This is a genomic window from Pseudomonas sp. WS 5059 (assembly GCF_012985525.1).
Classification (GTDB): domain Bacteria; phylum Pseudomonadota; class Gammaproteobacteria; order Pseudomonadales; family Pseudomonadaceae; genus Aquipseudomonas.
In genome coordinates this window covers 183,846-200,094 of the sequence record NZ_JAAQWO010000003.1, presented here as the reverse complement: position 1 = coordinate 200,094, position 16,249 = coordinate 183,846, and the positions used below count along the sequence as shown (strand labels likewise).

The 16,249-nt window shown below is 62.6% G+C and carries 13 protein-coding genes; 6 read left to right on the top strand and 7 right to left on the bottom strand.

Translation table 11 applies throughout. From position 1 onward, the window contains the following. Nucleotides 1-2: 2 nt before the first annotated feature. Nucleotides 3-1,526: a MocR-like pyridoxine biosynthesis transcription factor PdxR gene (gene pdxR / locus HBO12_RS09780; protein WP_170042040.1), complete on the bottom strand. Its 1,524-nt coding sequence runs from the start codon at nucleotides 1,524-1,526 to the stop codon at nucleotides 3-5. 87 nt (nucleotides 1,527-1,613) lie between these two features. Between pdxR and HBO12_RS09775 the strand changes: the two genes are divergently transcribed. The 3 genes from HBO12_RS09775 to HBO12_RS09765 are packed head-to-tail and all read left to right on the top strand — an operon-like array spanning nucleotide 1,614 to nucleotide 3,374. Next, on the top strand, nucleotides 1,614-2,249 hold the full coding sequence (locus HBO12_RS09775) for an FMN-binding negative transcriptional regulator (RefSeq protein WP_170042039.1): 636 nt from the start codon (nucleotides 1,614-1,616) through the stop codon (nucleotides 2,247-2,249). Further along, the gene (locus HBO12_RS09770; protein WP_169954017.1) at nucleotides 2,246-2,692 is read left to right on the top strand and encodes a GNAT family N-acetyltransferase; all 447 of its coding nucleotides are present in this window, start codon (nucleotides 2,246-2,248) and stop codon (nucleotides 2,690-2,692) included. The genes HBO12_RS09775 and HBO12_RS09770 overlap by 4 nt, the downstream gene beginning before the upstream one ends. A gap of 10 nt (nucleotides 2,693-2,702) precedes the next feature. After that, on the top strand, nucleotides 2,703-3,374 hold the full coding sequence (locus HBO12_RS09765; protein WP_170042038.1) for a GNAT family N-acetyltransferase: 672 nt from the start codon (nucleotides 2,703-2,705) through the stop codon (nucleotides 3,372-3,374). Between the two features lie 3 nt (nucleotides 3,375-3,377). Here HBO12_RS09765 and HBO12_RS09760 read toward each other — a convergent pair whose 3' ends face one another. Then, nucleotides 3,378-3,656 (bottom strand): transcriptional regulator, encoded by a 279-nt coding sequence (locus HBO12_RS09760; protein ID WP_170042037.1) that lies wholly within the window; start codon nucleotides 3,654-3,656, stop codon nucleotides 3,378-3,380. 116 nt (nucleotides 3,657-3,772) lie between these two features. Here HBO12_RS09760 and HBO12_RS09755 point away from each other — a divergent pair, with 116 nt between their 5' ends. Further along, nucleotides 3,773-5,029 carry an autotransporter outer membrane beta-barrel domain-containing protein gene (locus HBO12_RS09755; protein ID WP_170042036.1) on the top strand — a complete coding sequence of 419 codons (1,257 nt, stop codon included), beginning with the start codon at nucleotides 3,773-3,775 and terminating at the stop codon, nucleotides 5,027-5,029. 76 nt (nucleotides 5,030-5,105) lie between these two features. Here the strand turns inward: HBO12_RS09755 and oadA are convergent, their stop codons facing one another. After that, nucleotides 5,106-6,914: a sodium-extruding oxaloacetate decarboxylase subunit alpha gene (gene oadA, locus HBO12_RS09750; protein WP_170042035.1), complete on the bottom strand. Its 1,809-nt coding sequence runs from the start codon at nucleotides 6,912-6,914 to the stop codon at nucleotides 5,106-5,108. 11 nt (nucleotides 6,915-6,925) lie between these two features. Next, nucleotides 6,926-8,341 (bottom strand): acetyl-CoA carboxylase biotin carboxylase subunit, encoded by a 1,416-nt coding sequence (locus HBO12_RS09745; protein ID WP_029290035.1) that lies wholly within the window; start codon nucleotides 8,339-8,341, stop codon nucleotides 6,926-6,928. 194 nt (nucleotides 8,342-8,535) lie between these two features. Between HBO12_RS09745 and HBO12_RS09740 the strand changes: the two genes are divergently transcribed. Beyond that, nucleotides 8,536-9,510, top strand: a complete 975-nt coding sequence (locus tag HBO12_RS09740) for a LysR family transcriptional regulator (RefSeq protein WP_170042034.1) — start codon at nucleotides 8,536-8,538, stop codon at nucleotides 9,508-9,510. On the opposite strand, the gene HBO12_RS28355 is transcribed toward HBO12_RS09740, so the two are convergent. The 3 genes from HBO12_RS28355 to HBO12_RS09730 all read right to left on the bottom strand — a co-directional run bounded on the left by HBO12_RS28355 (nucleotide 9,440) and on the right by HBO12_RS09730 (nucleotide 13,764). Further along, nucleotides 9,440-9,637 (bottom strand): PA3496 family putative envelope integrity protein, encoded by a 198-nt coding sequence (locus HBO12_RS28355; RefSeq protein WP_262376960.1) that lies wholly within the window; start codon nucleotides 9,635-9,637, stop codon nucleotides 9,440-9,442. The two genes, HBO12_RS09740 and HBO12_RS28355, sit on opposite strands and share 71 nt — an antisense overlap. A 224-nt stretch (nucleotides 9,638-9,861) precedes the next feature. Further along, the gene (gene hexR, locus HBO12_RS09735) at nucleotides 9,862-10,728 is read right to left on the bottom strand and encodes a transcriptional regulator HexR (protein ID WP_029290040.1); all 867 of its coding nucleotides are present in this window, start codon (nucleotides 10,726-10,728) and stop codon (nucleotides 9,862-9,864) included. Between the two features lie 156 nt (nucleotides 10,729-10,884). Further along, nucleotides 10,885-13,764 carry an EAL domain-containing protein gene (locus HBO12_RS09730; protein ID WP_170042033.1) on the bottom strand — a complete coding sequence of 960 codons (2,880 nt, stop codon included), beginning with the start codon at nucleotides 13,762-13,764 and terminating at the stop codon, nucleotides 10,885-10,887. A gap of 280 nt (nucleotides 13,765-14,044) precedes the next feature. Here HBO12_RS09730 and uvrD point away from each other — a divergent pair, with 280 nt between their 5' ends. Then, nucleotides 14,045-16,228, top strand: coding sequence for a DNA helicase II (gene uvrD, locus HBO12_RS09725; protein ID WP_169954024.1), 2,184 nt, complete (start codon nucleotides 14,045-14,047; stop codon nucleotides 16,226-16,228). The last annotated feature ends 21 nt before the right edge of the window (nucleotides 16,229-16,249 follow it).

Here is a 16,249-nt window from a genome sequence, read left to right as displayed (position 1 = left end):
GCTCAACCGGCCTGCCAGGCCCGGCGCAACCGGGCCAGCGCCTGGGCAATAGCCTCTTCGGGCACGGCGGCAAACCCCAGCACCAGGCCGGCACGCAGCTCCGGTGCCGGCCCGGTATCGGGCAGCCAGTAGCTGCTCAGGGCGTTGATCTCCACATCCGCGGCCAAGGCCTGGGCCACCAGTTGCGCTTCACGGGCCAGGCCCTGCACCCGCACGGTGAGGTGCAAGCCGGCCGCGACACCGGGCAGGCTCCCCACACCCGGCACATCGGCCGGCCAGCCGGCCAGCACGGCATTGCGCCGGCTCAGGGCGGCGCGACGCATGCGGCGGATATGCCGCTGGAAGTGCCCCGCTGCCATGAACTCGGCCATCACTGCCTGGGTGCTGACCTCAGAGTGCCGCACATCCACGGCGCGGCGTCGGGTGAAGGCACTCACCAGCGCCTGGGGCAAAACCAGATAGCCCAGGCGCAACGCCGGGAACGCCACCTTGCCGAAGGTGCCCACGTAGAGCACCCGGCCACTGCGGTCCAGGGCGGCCAGCGGGGCCAAGGGCGCGCCGCTGTAGCGGTACTCGCCGTCGTAGTCGTCCTCGATGACCCAGCCACCGGTGCGCTCGGCCCAGGCCAGCAGCTCCAGGCGCCGGGCCAGGCTCATCACCACTCCCGTCGGGTATTGGTGCGAGGGCGTGACGTATGCCAGGCGGCAATCGCTGAGCGCGTTCAACGCGGTGCAGTCGATGCCGCCAGCGTCCACTGCCACGCCTTGGAGTTTCGCCCCGGCAATGGCGAACGCATGTCCAGCCGCCCGATAACCGGGATTTTCAATCGCCACTCCATCCCCGGGCTCCACCAGCAGCTGTGCACAAAGGCTGATCGCCTGTTGCGCGCCGCTGGTGATCACTATTTGCTCAGCAGTGCACTGCATGCCTCGCGAGCTACGCAAGTAGGCGGCGATCAGCCCGCGCAGGCGCGCGTCCCCTGCCGGGTCGCCGTAGCACAACTGCTGCAGGTTCGGCTTGCGCCAAAAAGCCGCATTCAGCTTGGCCCACACGTCAAACGGGAACAGATCGAAGGCCGGCACACCCACGCGAAAAGCCCGTGGCGGGCCAGCCGGCGGCAAGGGTAAATGGTTGCTTTCCAGACGACCCAAAGCGCCGCTGTGGATAACTGCACTGGATGAAAATCCAGGCAGGTCGGCGTGAATTGTGGATAAAGCTGGGGATAAGCCTGTTGATAACCCTGTGGGCACTTTTGTGGATAGTTTTTTTTCCAATTGCGCCACATAGGTCCCGTCACCCACCCGCCCTTCGATAAAGCCTTCGGCATACAGCTGGTCGTAGGCCCGCACCACGCTATTGCGGGAAATCCCCAGGGCCGCTGCCAGGTCGCGGCTAGCCGGCAGGCGAGTGCCACTGGCCAGTCGCCCATCCAGCACGCGCTGGCGCAGCGCCTCATACAACTGGCGTGTCAGGCCTTGGCGACGATCAAGCTCGATACCAGCAGGGTTAAACGACATGGGCGACATATTGGACCTATGAAATTGGTCTGAGATGGCTCTTACAACAGACCATTAGCCTGCCTAGGATGCACGTATTCGCCAAGGAAAATATTCATGTACACACCGTCCGCCTTTGCTCTCGACGATTTGCCCGAACAGCAGCAACTGATCCAGCACACGCGCCTGGCGCAACTGGTGACCTTTGGCGAACAAGGCCTGCAAGCCAGCCACCTGCCGCTGCTGCTCAACCCCGACGAGGGCCCCAACGGCACCCTCTACGGGCACCTGGCCAAGGCCAACCCTCAGTGGCGCGACCTACAAAATGGTAGCGAAGCGCTGGTGATCTTCGCGGGCGCCGAGGCCTACGTCAGCCCGGCGTTCTACCCGGCCAAGGCCGAACACGGCAAAGTGGTACCAACCTGGAACTACCTGGCGGTACACGCCTACGGCAAGGCCCAGGTGTTTACCGATGCCGAGCGCTTGCTGGCGGTGGTCAGTGCGCTGACCGATCGCCATGAAGGCCGCCGCGCCCAGCCATGGAAAGTCAGCGACGCCCCGGCCAGCTACATTGACGGCATGCTCAAGGCCATCGTCGGCTTCGTCCTGCCAATCGAGCGCCTGATCGGCAAACGCAAGCTCAGCCAGAACCGCAGCGCGGCCGACATTGCCGGGGTGCGCGAAGGACTGGCCGCCAGCGTTGATATGCGTGACCAAACCCTCGCCCGATTCATTCCCAAGGACCGCACATGAGCCAGATCGAAATCCGCCGGGTAGCAGCCACCGAGCACGCCGCCTGGTTACCGCTGTGGCAGGCCTACCTGCGCTTCTATAACACCGAGTTGCCTGACGCAGTCAGCGCCAGCACCTGGCAACGCCTGCTCGACCCCAGCGAACCGACCCATTCGGCCCTGGCCTGGCAGGATGGCAAGGCGGTGGGCATGGTCAACTTTATCTATCACCGCTCCAACTGGAGCATCGAAAACTCCTGTTACCTGCAAGACCTGTTCGTGGAACCCGGCCAACGCGGCACCGGGGTTGGTCGCCAACTGATCGAGTTCGTCTACACCACCGCCAAGGCCGAGGGGTGCGCCAAGGTCCACTGGTTGACCCATGAGAGCAACGCCACGGCGATCCAGTTGTATGAACGCATTGCCGAACGTCCCGGCTTTATCCAATTTCGCAAAGGCCTTTAAGGAGTACCCCATGTCGACCTCACTTGCAGATTGGAAAGGCGCCCCCGCGCCCACCGCCCAATTGATCGAAGGACGCTTTATCCGCCTGGAAAAACTCGACCCGGCCCGCCACGCCGATGGCTTGTGGCAAGCCCTCCAGGGCCCCGGCGCCGACCCCAAGCTGTGGGACTATTTGCCCTACGGCCCGTTTCCCGAGCGCGCCGCGTTCGACGCGTGGTTGAACAACCACGCGGCCAACAGCGACCCATACTTTTTCAGCGTGATCGACCGCGCCAGCGGCGACGTGCAGGGCATCCTCAGCCTGATGTCGATCGTCCCGGCCCAGGGCCGCATCGAAATCGGCCACGTCACCTTCGGCGCACCGATGCAGCGCTCACCCAAAAGCACCGAGGCCGTGTACCTGCTGGCCCGGCACTCGTTCGAGCTGGGCTACCGCCGCCTGGAATGGAAGTGCAACAACGGCAACGCCCGCTCCAAATACGCCGCCGAGCGGCTGGGATTCAGTTCTGAAGGGGTGTTCCGCCAGCATATGGTGGTCAAGGGGCAGAACCGCGATACCGCGTGGTATTCGATCCTCGATGGGGAATGGCCGAAGGTAGGCGCGGGGTTTGAGGCGTGGCTATCCGAGACTAACCAGACAGCGGATGGGCAGGCGAAAAGCCTGGCGCAATGCCGGGGCTGACGGTCAGTTCAGCGACCGCCGGACCTTGACCACACCCATCTGCAAACCGAACGGCCGGAACACCGCGTTCAACAACTTGAGCGTCTGATTGCCCTCGCCATGCTCGATATGCACCAGGGTGCGCAGGGAAATCTTGCACATCCTGGCGCATTGGCTCTGGTGCACTCCGGTGGCGTCCACGCCCAGCCGACGCACGGCTTCGCCGATCTGCAGGGTGCCTTCGGCCAGGCCCTGCTTTGCGCTTTGGATCAACAAAGCGCGTGTCCAGGCCACAACCCGCACGTATGTATTCGCCCCGGACTAAAGACATCTCCCTCCCACCTAAAACGCTGCTCCTGACAGTTATCCCTCCGCCGCCTCGCTAAATTCCCCGCCTCACATATCAGAGGTCGGACCCTATGCACTGCACATCCAAGCGACTCGCCCTTGCCATCACTTTCATGCTGAGTGCCTTGAGCATTCAATTGGCCGCCGCACGCGGGGATATGGGGCCACCGCCCAGCGAACCGGACCCGGCCAGCCCTTTTTATTTCATTGACTACGCCACCACCGGCAATGGCCGGGGCGTGGCCCAGGTGCTGGACCGTGCAGTGGATGCCTTGCTGGAGTCAGGCAACCTGAGCGTGCGCGAGCAGTATCTGATTGCAGATGACGCCCGCTATATGGGCAACCTGGCCCCCGGAAGAATCGGCGCGGTGCTTGAGCAACTGGCCGGCAGCCAGAACGCCAACCTGGGCAACGCCACCCAAAGCAGCCTCAAGCCACTGCAAAGCAGTTTGCTGTCGGCCATGGGCGAGATGAACGGCGACGCCAACAGCCGCGTCTGGCTGCAAGGCCTGGGCAACGCCGGCAGCCTGGACGGCCAGCACGGCGGTGGTGATTTACAGCAGCGTAACCAGGGCCTGGTGCTGGGCGCCGATTGGGCCGTGGACCCCGCTTGGCGCGTGGGTGTAATGGGGGCCAAGTCGACCAGTGACCTGAGCGCCAAACGCTTCAAGGCCGCGCTCGACAGCTGGCACCTGGGGGCATACGCGGTGCGCCAGGACGGGCCGTTGGCGTTGCGCCTGGGGGCAATCCACAGCAACCATGCCGGGCTGAACAAGCGCAGTGTCGATTTTGATTTCATCGACCATCAAGAGCAGCTCAAGGGCAAGTATTCTGCGCAAAGCCAGACGCTTTTCAGCGAGCTGGGCTATCGCGTGGACCACGGCAGTTTCACCGTCGAACCGTTCGCGGGCGTCGGTTATCAGCGTTACCAACGCGAGCGCTTCAAGGAAAAAGGCGGCCTCAGCGCCCTCAATGTCGGCGAGCAGACCCAGGCGAACCTCAACAGCACCTTCGGCCTGCGCATGACCAGCCTCTATACCCTGGACAACCAGATGACCCTCAAACCCCACGCCAGCGCCAGCTGGAAACACCTGTACGGCGACGTCGACAGCCGCGTGCGCCAGTCGTCGGCATGGGTGAACAAGGACGAGTTCAACAGCACCTTCACCATCGAAGGCACGTCCCTGGACCGCGACAGTATGGCGCTGCAAGCCGGGCTGGGCCTGGGCATCTCCAGCAGCCAAAGCGTCGGCCTGACCTACACCGGCGATTTTGGCGCCCGCAGCAACAGCCAGGCCGTCATGGGCCAATGGACCCTGAGCTTCTGATTGGCGCTTTATTACAGGCAAAAAAAGGGGGCAACATGCCCCCCGAGGATTAAGCGGTAGTGTCGAAGGCTGGATATCAGCCTTCGATTTCGATCAGGATTTCGCCCGGGTTGACCCGGTCGCCCTTGGCTACGTGAACGGCGGTGACTTTGCCGGCGATGGCCGCCTGCACCTCGGTCTCCATCTTCATCGCTTCGGTGATCAGCACGGCCTGGCCGGCCTTGACCACGTCGCCTTCCTTGACCAGAACATCGACGATATTGCCCGGCATCGCCGTGCTCACATGGCCCGGCGCGCTGGCCTGCTTGCGCTTGCTGGTGCCGCCGCCGACAAACTCGTTGAGCGGTTCGAACACCACTTCTTCCGGCATCCCGTCGATGGACAGGTAGAAGTGGCGCTTGCCTTCGGCCTTGACGCCAACACCGGTGATATCCACGCGGTAGCTTTCACCGTGTACGTCGATGACGAACTCGGTCGGCACACCTTCACCGCCAGCACGGGCTACACCACCGGCTTCAGGAATCGGCAGCAGCACTTCAGGGGACAAGGTGCCGGCATCGCGCTCTTCCAGGAACTTGCGCCCGATATCGGGGAACATGGCGTAGGTCAGCACGTCTTCTTCGGACTTGGCCAATGCGCCGATCTCGCCGCGCAGCTTGGTCATTTCCGGCTTGAGCAGGTCGGCTGGGCGCACGTCGATCACGTCTTCGCTGCCGATGGCCTGGCGCCGCAGTTTCTCGTTCACGGTGCCCGGCGCCTTGCCGTAGCCGCCTTGCAGGTACAGCTTCACTTCATTGGTGATGGTTTTGTAGCGCTCGCCAGCGAGCACGTTGAAGAACGCCTGGGTGCCAACGATCTGCGAGGTTGGCGTGACCAGCGGCGGGAAGCCGAGGTCTTCACGCACCCGTGGGATTTCCGCCAGCACTTCGCTCATGCGGTTGAGGGCGCCCTGCTCTTTCAACTGGTTGGCCAGGTTGGAAATCATCCCGCCCGGCACCTGGTTGACTTGCACGCGGGTGTCGACGGCGGTGAATTCGCTTTCGAACTGGTGGTATTTCTTGCGCACGGCGTAGAAGTACAGGCCGATTTCCTGCAGCAGTTCCAGGTCCAGGCCGGTGTCGAATTCGCTGCCTTTGAGGGCGGCGACCATCGACTCGGTGCCCGGGTGGCTGGTGCCCCAGGCGAAGCTGGAGATGGCGGTGTCGATATGGTCGGCACCGTTTTCGATGGCCTTGAGTTGGCACATCGCGGCCAGGCCAGCGGTGTCATGGGAGTGGATAAAGATCGGCAGGCTCTGCTCGGCCTTCAGCGCCTTGACCAGTTCACCGGTGGCGTACGGGGTCAGCAGGCCGGCCATGTCCTTGATCGCGATGGAGTCGCACCCCATGGACTCCAACTGCTTGGCCTGGGCCACGAAGGCCTCGATGGTGTGCACCGGGCTGGTGGTGTAGGCGATGGTGCCCTGGGCGTGTTTGCCCGCAGCTTTCACCGCTTCGATGGCCACCCGCAGGTTACGCACGTCGTTCATCGCGTCGAAGATGCGGAACACGTCGATACCATTTACCGCGGCCTTGGCGACGAAGGCCTTGACCACATCGTCGCTGTAGTGGCGGTAGCCCAGCAGGTTCTGCCCACGCAACAGCATTTGCAGGCGCGTGTTAGGCAACGCGGCGCGCAGTTTGCGCAGGCGCTCCCACGGGTCTTCTTTCAAGAAGCGCACGCAGGCGTCAAAGGTCGCGCCGCCCCAGACTTCCAGGGACCAGTAGCCGACTTTGTCGAGCTTGTCGCAGATCGGTAGCATGTCGTCGGTGCGCATGCGGGTGGCCAGCAACGATTGGTGGGCGTCGCGCAGGATGGTGTCGGTTACGAAGATTTTCTTAGACATTGGAATGTTCCTCACAGGCCTGCGTGGGCGGCGATGGCGGCGGCGATGGCCAGGGCCAGCTCTTCGGGTTTGCGCTTGATCGAGTAGTTGGTCAGCTCAGGGTGGCTTTCCACAAAACTGGTGTTGAACTGGCCGCTGCGAAATTCCGGGTTGCGCAGGATTTCCTGGTAGTAGGCGGCGGTGGTCTTCACGCCTTGCAGGCGCATGTCGTCCAGGGCACGCAGGCCGCGGTCCATGGCTTCTTCCCAGGTCAACGCCCACACCACCAGCTTCAGGCACATGGAGTCGTAGAACGGCGGGATGGTGTAACCGGTGTAGATCGCCGTGTCGGTACGCACGCCAGGGCCGCCTGGGGCGTAGTAACGGGTGATCTTGCCGAAGCTTGGGAGGAAGTTGTTCTTCGGGTCTTCGGCGTTGATACGAAACTGCAACGCAAAGCCACGGTGCTGGATATCTTCCTGCTTTACCGACAGCGGCAGGCCGGAAGCGATGCGGATCTGCTCGCGAACGATATCAATGCCGGTGATTTCTTCGGTGATGGTGTGCTCCACCTGCACCCGGGTGTTCATCTCCATGAAGTACACCTCGCCCTCGGCGAGCAGGAACTCCACGGTGCCGGCGTTCTCGTAGCCCACAGCCTTGGCCGCACGCACCGACAGGTCGCCGATATAGGCGCGCTGCTCGGGGGTCAACTGGGGGCTGGGGGCGATTTCGATGAGCTTCTGGTTACGGCGCTGGATCGAACAATCGCGCTCGAACAGATGCACCACGTTGCCAAAGCTGTCACCGAGGATCTGCGCCTCGATGTGCTTGGGATTGACGATGCATTTTTCCAGGAACACTTCCGCCGAACCAAAGGCCTTGGTGGCCTCGGAGATCACGCGGGGGAAGGCTTGTTCGAGCTCTTCACGGCTGTTGCAGCGACGAATGCCGCGCCCGCCACCACCGGAGGTGGCCTTGAGCATCACCGGGTAGCCGATGCGGTCGCCTTCGGTCAGCGCCTCGGCGATGTCGGCGACGTTGCCTTCGGTGCCCGGCGTCACCGGCACGCCGGCCTTGATCATGCTGCGACGCGCTTCGGTCTTGTCGCCCATGCGGCGAATCACTTCGGCCGATGGACCAATGAACTTGATGCCGCGTTCGGCGCAGATATCCGCCAGTTCGGCGTTTTCCGACAGGAAGCCGTAGCCTGGGTGCAATGCATCACAGCCGGTTTCCACCGCCAGGTTCACCAGCTTGCGCGGGTTCAGGTAGCCGGCCAGGGGCTCGGCACCAATGCTGTGGGCCTCGTCGGCGCGCTTGACGTGCAAGGCATGCCGGTCTGCGTCGGAATAGACCGCCACCGAACGGATACCCATTTCGGCACAGGCCCGCACGATGCGGACGGCAATCTCACCACGGTTGGCGATCAGGATCTTTGTTATCACTTGGAAATTCCCTTGAGCCGATTGCTGCGTTCATCGACCTGCTAGACCAGGTCGGCGCGTGACCAAATGTTTCAAGCCAGTCGCGAGACACACACTATGCGCACTTAGGGATTAACAAAAATCAATAATTATTGGGTTGTGTATAAGTAAAGACTTATAGTTGGCCGTACAAACCCAGCGAGCCGTCTTGAATTATGCGTAAGTCATTGATGCGTATGACATTACGCCAGTTGCAAATCTTCAATGAAGTCTGCGACTTGCGTTCCTACAGCCGCGCTGCCGAGGAAATGTCCCTCACGCAACCCGCCGTCAGCCTACAAATTCGCCAGCTTGAAGAGCTGATCGGCCAGCCGCTATTCGACTACGTCGGCAAAAAGCTCTACATGACCGAAGCCGCCGAAGCCCTGCAACGGGCCAGCCGGGACATTTTCGGGCGCCTGGAAAACCTCGATATGCAGCTCTCGGACATGCAAGGCTCGCTGCAGGGGCAATTGAAGCTGGCCGTGGAATCCAGCGCCAAATACTTCGTGCCGCACTTGTTCGCCGCCTTCAAGCGCCAGCACCCGGAGGTGCAGTTGCACCTGACGGTGGTCAACCGCGCCCAGGTGATCCGCCGGCTGTCGGACAACCGTGATGACCTGGTGATCATGTCCATGGTGCCCCAGGACATGGGCCTGGAATTCCTGCCGTTTCTCAATAACCCGATTGTGGCGGTGGCCCCGCCGGACCATCCGCTGAGCCTGCAAGGGCCGCTGCGCCTGCAGGACCTGGAGCCTTACACCTTGTTGCTGCGCGAGCCGGGCTCAGGGACACGGCTGGCCTGCGAGGAATACTTCAAGGAAAAGCGCGTGCACTTCACCCAGACGGTGGAAGTGGCCTCGGCCGAGGCGCAGCGCGAATGCGTGGTGGCGGGGTTGGGCGTGGCACTGCTGACGCGCCACGCCCTGAACCTGGAGCTGGCCACCGGTGGGCTCAAGGAGCTGGCGGTGGAAGAGCTGCCGCTGTACCGCAGTTGGTGCCTGGTGCAGGCCAAGGCCAAGCGCCTGTCACCGGTGGCCCATGCGTTCCTGGGCTTTATCCGCAGCGAACGGGTGCAGATCAGCGCGCTGGCTGAACGTTTCGCTGGGCAGCCGCGGGTGCCTGCCAATGCAACTCCGGGTAGTCACTGATGCTTTGCAGCAGTTGGCGTTGTTCACAGCGATCTTCAATTGCACGTCGGAACGCCATGCGGCGCTGGTCTTCCTGCTGACGACGGGTCTTGACGGTGCTGGTGCTGTCTTCGTAGTGCCGGGCCATTTCGAGTCTCCCAATGCGAGTACGGGGAGTTCAGGATGGGCACGGGGGATGACGGTTTGGCGGCGCGAGGGTTACAGGACGATGAATCTTGCGGATGCAACACCGGCCAAAACTGTAGGAGCCGGCTTGCCGGCGATGACGGTGCCTCGGGCGATAAGTGTGGGGCTGGCAGACCGCTATCGCAGGCAAGCCAGCTCCTACAGTTGATCGAGTGCGACCTTGGGTCAGTCGTCGAGGGCTTTGACCGATTTGGGCGAGAGACGCAGGCTGCGCAAGCTGCGCTTGACGCTCTTGAGGTGGTTGACCAGGCTCGGGCCACGCGCCATCGCCACGCCCATCGCCAGCACGTCGATCACTACCAGGTGGGCGATGCGCGAGGTCAGTGGCGTATAGATCTCGGTGTCTTCATGCACGTCGATCGCCAGGTTGACCGTGGACAGCTCCGCCAATGGCGTCTGGCTCGGGCACAAGGTGATCAGCGACGCGCCGCTTTCACGCACCAGGTTGGCGGTGATCAGCAAGTCCTTGGAACGGCCCGACTGGGAAATACAGATCGCCACGTCGGTGGGCTTCAACGTCACCGCTGACATCGCCTGCATGTGCGGGTCGCTGTAGGCCGCCGCCGTCAGCAGCAGGCGGAAAAATTTGTGCTGGGCATCCGCCGCCACCGCGCCGGAGGCACCAAAGCCATAGAACTCCACGCGCTGGGCCTGGGACATGGCGGTCACGGCTTTTTGCAGTTCGATCGGGTCGAGCTTTTCCCGCACTTCCATCAGGGTGTGCAGGGTGGTATCGAAAATTTTCAGGCTGTAGTCGGCGACGGAGTCGTCTTCGTGGATCGCAAACTGCCCGAAGCTGGCACCGGCCGCCAGGCTCTGGGCCAGTTTCAACTTCAAGTCCTGGAACCCCGAGCAACCGATGGCGCGGCAGAAGCGCACGATGGTCGGCTCGCTGATCCCCACGCTGTGGGCCAGGTCAGCCATGGAACTGTGCATCACGGCCGCAGGGTCAAGCAGCACGTGATCGGCAACCTTGAGTTCCGATTTGCGTAACAGGTGGCGCGACTGGGCGATATGTTGCAACAGGTTCAAAGGGCAGGACTCTTGTTATTGGCAGGCGCCAGGGATGTAGCAAGCTTGTAGTTATACTACAAGAATTGCGGATTTGCCCGTTCGATGCATCACTAAATCGCCCTACTACGCCCTGAATCAGCGGGCATATGCGATGTAGCACCCGATGGCGCCTCGCTAGCAGCCAGGAAAATCCGCATTTTTCCGTAACAAATCCGCCAGCCCTTCGGCCTCGATCGGCCGACTGATCAAATAGCCCTGTACCTCATCGCAGTTTTCGGCGCGCAGGAAATCCAGCTGCTGCTGATCCTCCACACCCTCGGCCACCACCTTGAGCGCCAAGCCATGGGCCATGGCGATGATGGCCCGGGTAATCGCCAAGTCTTCGCGCCCCTGGCCCAGGCCCCGGATAAAGGTCTGGTCGATCTTCACGTAATCCACGGGGATGCGCTTGAGGTAGCTGAGGGACGAATAGCCGGTGCCAAAGTCGTCAATCGCCAGCTTCACCCCCAGGTCGCGCAGTTGCTGGAAGGTGGCGATGATGTGCTCGACGCTGTCGAGCAACTGGCTTTCGGTCAGCTCCAGCTCCAGGTACTGCGGGGCCAGCCCGGTTTCGTCCAGCACCTGGCGCACCAGGCTGACCAGCTTGCCCTGGCGCAACTGGTGCACCGACAGGTTGACCGACACGCGGATCGGCGCCAGGCCCTGGCGCTGCCATTCACACGCCTGCCAGCAGGCCTGGCGCAGCACGAACTCGCCTAATGGCACGATCAATCCGGTTTCTTCTGCCAAGCCAATGAAATCACCGGGCGGCACACTGCCCCATTGCGGATGGTCCCAACGCACCAGCGCCTCGGCGGCGTTCATCTTGCCAGTGGCCAGGCACAGCTTGGGTTGGTAGAACACCTTCAATTGGCGCTCATCGATGGCTTTGCGCAGTTGGTTTTCCAGCTGCAGGCGCTCAAGGGTGCTGGCTTGCAGGCTGTCGGTGTAGAACTGGAAGTTGTTGCCGCCCAAATGCTTGGCGTGCTGCATGGCCATGTTCGACTGGCTGACCAACGCGGAAATTTCCCGCGCGTTATCCGGCAACAGGCTGACACCGATTGAGGCGCTGACTACCAACTCATGCCCCTCCACCGCCACCGGCACCCGCAACTTGGCCAGCAGCCGGGTGGCGACTCGCGCCAGGCTCGACAGGCTGCCATAAGCGTCGAACAACACCGCAAATTCATCGCCGGACAACCGCGCAATGGTGTCGGCCTCCGGCAACGCGTTGATCAGGCGCCGCGCCATTTTTTGCAGCAATTGGTCGGCGACTTCATGGCCCAGGCTGTCATTGAGCAGCTTGAAGCGGTCCAGGTTGATATGCAGTAACGCCAGGCTGCGGCCGCCCTGGCGCACCCGCTGATGGGCCTCGCGCAGGCGCTCGCGAAACAGCGAGCGGTTGGCCAGGCCCGTCAGTTCGTCGTAATGGGTGAGGTAGCGCATGCGCTCCTCGGATTCGCGGCGCGCCGACAGATCGGCGAAGAAGCCCACGATATGGCTCACGTTTCCCCGAACATCGCGCACTACGCTCAGTTGCAGCCATTGCGGGTACAGCTCGCCGTTCTTGCGCGCCTCCACCAATTCGCCCTGCCAACTGCCGTGGCTCAACAACGCCTGGCGGATCACCGGGAAGTGTCGACGGGCATCGCGGCTGCACGGCAACTCCACGACGTTGCGCCCGAGCATGTCGTCGATATCAAAGCCGGTCACGCGACTGAAGGCCTGGTTGACCGCAATCAGCACGTACTCCGGGTCCAGGATCACGATGCCTTCGCTGGCCGCCTCGAACACCGTGGACGCCAGCCGCAGCTGTTCTTCCACCGCCTTGCCGGCACTGATATCGCGCCGGGTACCGAGCATGCGCGTCACGCGCCCGCTGGCCGCACGCTCCACGGCGCGCCCACGGTCCTCGATCCACACCCAGCGCCCGTCGCCATGGCGCACGCGGTACTCCACCTGGTAGTCCTCGCTGCGCCCTTTCAAGTGCTCCACCAGCGCGCGCTTGAGCAGCGGCAAGTCGTCCGGGTGCAGGCGAGGCGTGAGGTCGCGCAACATCGCCGTGACGTATTCCGGCTCCAGGCCGAACAACTCCTTGAGCTGGGTGTGGTGGACCTCGTCGGTTTGCAGGTTCCAGTCCCACAAACCCAACTCACTGGCCTGCAATGCCATCGCCAGGCGCGCTTCGCTTTTGCTCAGGGCCAGGCTGGCGGCGTCCAGTTGCTGGCCGCGTTGTTCGACACGGTGTTGCAGGCCGACCTGGGCTTCACGCAACTCCTGCTCGACCTGGCGCCGCTGCTCAACCTCGCGCACCAGGTCCTGATTCAACTGCTCGCTGCGCTGACGGGCCTGCTGCAGGTGCTCGATCAGGGCCTGGTTCTGGAACCGGCGCAGCAAACCGCGCTGGATCAGGCGGTTGACCTGCCATGCCACCAGGCTCAGGGATGCCAGCAGAATCAGGCCCAGGTAACTCCAGCCCTGCAGTTGCGGTTCGCCGCTCCAGAATAAATAGAGGATGGTGGGCACCAGGCAGGGCAAGGCAAACGATAAGAACGCCGGCACGCTCACCGCGTAGGCCACGCTGGCCGATAAGGTGGCCACGCCAATCAGGCCGAAGATCCAGGCCTGCTGCACGAAACTGTCTAGGGGCACCAGGACAATGGCCGCGCTCGCCAGGGTCAGGCCGCTGGCCGCCGAGCCCAACATGAACATGCGCCGCCAGACCGGCTGCGCCTGCCGGCTGGGCAGGGCGCTATCGAAGGCCGCCACCTGGATCACGCGCATCGCCACCAGGGCCAGCAACCACACCAGCCAACTGCCGACCAGCACGTAGCGCTGCGGGCTCCAGAGCAACCAGGCGCAGACCAGACCGTTAATCAACATCAATAAAGTGGGCAGCAACGAACCTTGGTACAACAGACGCGTGCGCTCGACCGCCATCTCCATGGCGTAGTGCTTGCGGATAACTTGCGCCGGCGCGACAGAAGGGCCAGGCAAGTCGGTGCTGAGGGTCATAGGCAGTGTTCTTATAATGGTGAGCCCGAAACGTCGACGGAGCATACACAAGCGGGCGGGCAGACCAAACTGCTCTGGATCATAAAAATCGGCGAATAAACCATCGCAAACCTTGGGCCCAGAGGGGCTGAACAAGACAGGGCGCGGGCTACAGGCGATGACTTACCGGTCATCACCGTGGATCGATTATTTGCCGATTGAAGATCGCCGCGGATTTTTTTGTGCCGACCACCCGGCAATGGGATTTGCCCCCCTTCCCCCGGCACCCTAGAATGCGCCGATGCGCGATGATCTCTCCCTTTTGCTGAATTCCCTCAACGATGCCCAACGCCAGGCCGTAGCAGCCCCCGTTGGCCGTCAGTTGGTCCTGGCCGGTGCTGGCTCCGGTAAAACCCGAGTGCTGGTGCACCGTATCGCCTGGTTGATCCAGGTCGAGAACGCGTCGCCGCATTCCATCCTGTCGGTGACCTTCACCAACAAGGCCGCTGCCGAGATGCGCCACCGCATCGAGCAGTTGATGGGCATCAGCCCGGCCGGAATGTGGGTCGGCACCTTCCACGGCCTGGCGCACCGCTTGCTGCGGGCCCACTGGCAGGAGGCGGGCCTGGCCCAGACCTTCCAGATTCTCGACAGCGATGACCAGCAACGCCTGGTCAAGCGGGTGATCCGCGAGCTGGGCCTGGATGAACAACGCTGGCCGGTGCGTCAGGCCCAATGGTTTATCAACGGCCAGAAAGACGAAGGCCTGCGCCCGCAACATATCCAGGCCAGTGGCGACTTGTTCCTGGCCACCATGCGCAGCATTTATGAAGCCTATGAAGTGGCCTGCCAGCGTGCCGGCGTCATCGACTTCTCCGAACTGCTGCTGCGCGCCCTCGACCTGTGGCGCGACAACCCCGGCTTGCTGGCCCACTACCAGAAGCGCTTCCGGCACATCCTGGTGGACGAGTTCCAGGACACCAACGCCGTGCAGTACGCCTGGTTGCGCCTGCTGGCCAAGGGCGGCGACAGCCTGATGGTGGTGGGCGACGACGATCAGTCGATCTACGGCTGGCGCGGCGCGAAAATCGAGAACATCTACCAGTATTCCGACGACTTCCCAGACGCCGAGACCATTCGCCTGGAGCAGAACTATCGCTCCACCGCCGGGATCCTCAAGGCCGCCAACGCCTTGATCGCCAATAACACCGGGCGCCTGGGCAAGGAATTGTGGACCGACGGCGGTGAAGGCGAGGCAATCAACCTGTACGCGGCCTTCAACGAGCACGACGAAGCGCGCTACGTGGTGGAAACCATTGAAAGCGCCCTGAAAACCGGGCTGGCCCGCAGTGATATCGCCATTCTGTACCGCTCCAACGCCCAGTCACGGGTACTCGAAGAGGCCTTGCTGCGCGAGCGCATTCCGTACCGCATCTATGGCGGCCAGCGCTTCTTCGAGCGCGCAGAAATCAAGAACGCCATGGCCTACCTGCGTTTGCTGGAAGGTCGCGGCAACGATGCCGCGCTGGAGCGGGTGATCAACGTACCGGCACGGGGCATCGGCGAGAAAACCGTCGAGGCGATCCGCGAACATGCGCGTCACAGCGATGTGTCGATGTGGGAGGCCATGCGCCTGCTGATCGCCAATAAAGGCCTGACCGGCCGCGCTGCCGGAGCGTTGGGTGGGTTTGTCGAGTTGATCGACAGCCTCGCCGCCAAATGCCTGGAAATGCCGCTGCACCTGATGACCCAGACCGTGATCGAACAATCCGGCCTGATCGCTTATCACGAGGCGGAAAAGGGTGAGAAAGGCCAGGCTCGGGTAGAAAACCTTGAGGAACTGGTCAGCGCCGCCCGCGCGTTCGAGAACAGCGAGGAAGATGCCGACCTGTCGCCACTGGCGGCGTTCCTCGGCCACGCCTCCCTGGAAGCCGGCGATACCCAGGCCGACGAGCACGAAGACAGCGTGCAACTGATGACGCTGCACAGTGCCAAGGGCCTGGAATTCCCCTACGTGTTCCTGGTGGGCATGGAAGAAGGCCTGTTCCCGCACAAGATGAGCCTGGAAGAGCCCGGCCGCCTTGAAGAAGAACGCCGCCTGGCCTACGTGGGTATCACTCGGGCGATGCAGAACCTGGTGATGACCTACGCCGAGACACGACGCCTGTATGGCAGCGAGACCTACAACAAGGTGTCGCGTTTCGTACGGGAAGTGCCCAAAGGGCTGATTCAGGAAGTGCGCTTGTCCAATAGCGTCAGCCGGCCGTTTGGTGGCGGCCAGCAGCAGAACTCCAGCAACATGTTTGCCGGCTCGGAAATTCCCGAGACCCCGTTCAGCCTTGGCCAGCAGGTCCGGCATGCGATCTTTGGCGAAGGGGTGATCCTCAACTTCGAAGGCGCCGGGGCCCAGGCCCGGGTGCAGGTGAACTTCGCCGAAGGCAGCAAGTGGCTGATGATGGGTTACGCCAAGCTCGAAGCGGTCTGACTGAGCGTTCCCACGCTCTGC

Excerpts from the sequence above, each read along its gene's own strand:
- HBO12_RS09775 (WP_170042039.1), top strand. The coding sequence starts at position 1,614 with ATGTACACACCGTCCGCCTTTGCTCTCGACGATTTGCCCGAACAGCAG.
- HBO12_RS09755 (WP_170042036.1), top strand. The coding sequence starts at position 3,773 with ATGCACTGCACATCCAAGCGACTCGCCCTTGCCATCACTTTCATGCTG.
- HBO12_RS09730 (WP_170042033.1), bottom strand. The coding sequence starts at position 13,764 with ATGACCCTCAGCACCGACTTGCCTGGCCCTTCTGTCGCGCCGGCGCAA.
- HBO12_RS09770 (WP_169954017.1), top strand. The coding sequence starts at position 2,246 with ATGAGCCAGATCGAAATCCGCCGGGTAGCAGCCACCGAGCACGCCGCC.
- HBO12_RS28355 (WP_262376960.1), bottom strand. The coding sequence starts at position 9,637 with ATGGCCCGGCACTACGAAGACAGCACCAGCACCGTCAAGACCCGTCGT.
- pdxR (WP_170042040.1), bottom strand. The coding sequence starts at position 1,526 with ATGTCGCCCATGTCGTTTAACCCTGCTGGTATCGAGCTTGATCGTCGC.
- HBO12_RS09740 (WP_170042034.1), top strand. The coding sequence starts at position 8,536 with ATGCGTAAGTCATTGATGCGTATGACATTACGCCAGTTGCAAATCTTC.
- HBO12_RS09765 (WP_170042038.1), top strand. The coding sequence starts at position 2,703 with ATGTCGACCTCACTTGCAGATTGGAAAGGCGCCCCCGCGCCCACCGCC.
- uvrD (WP_169954024.1), top strand. The coding sequence starts at position 14,045 with ATGCGCGATGATCTCTCCCTTTTGCTGAATTCCCTCAACGATGCCCAA.
- oadA (WP_170042035.1), bottom strand. The coding sequence starts at position 6,914 with ATGTCTAAGAAAATCTTCGTAACCGACACCATCCTGCGCGACGCCCAC.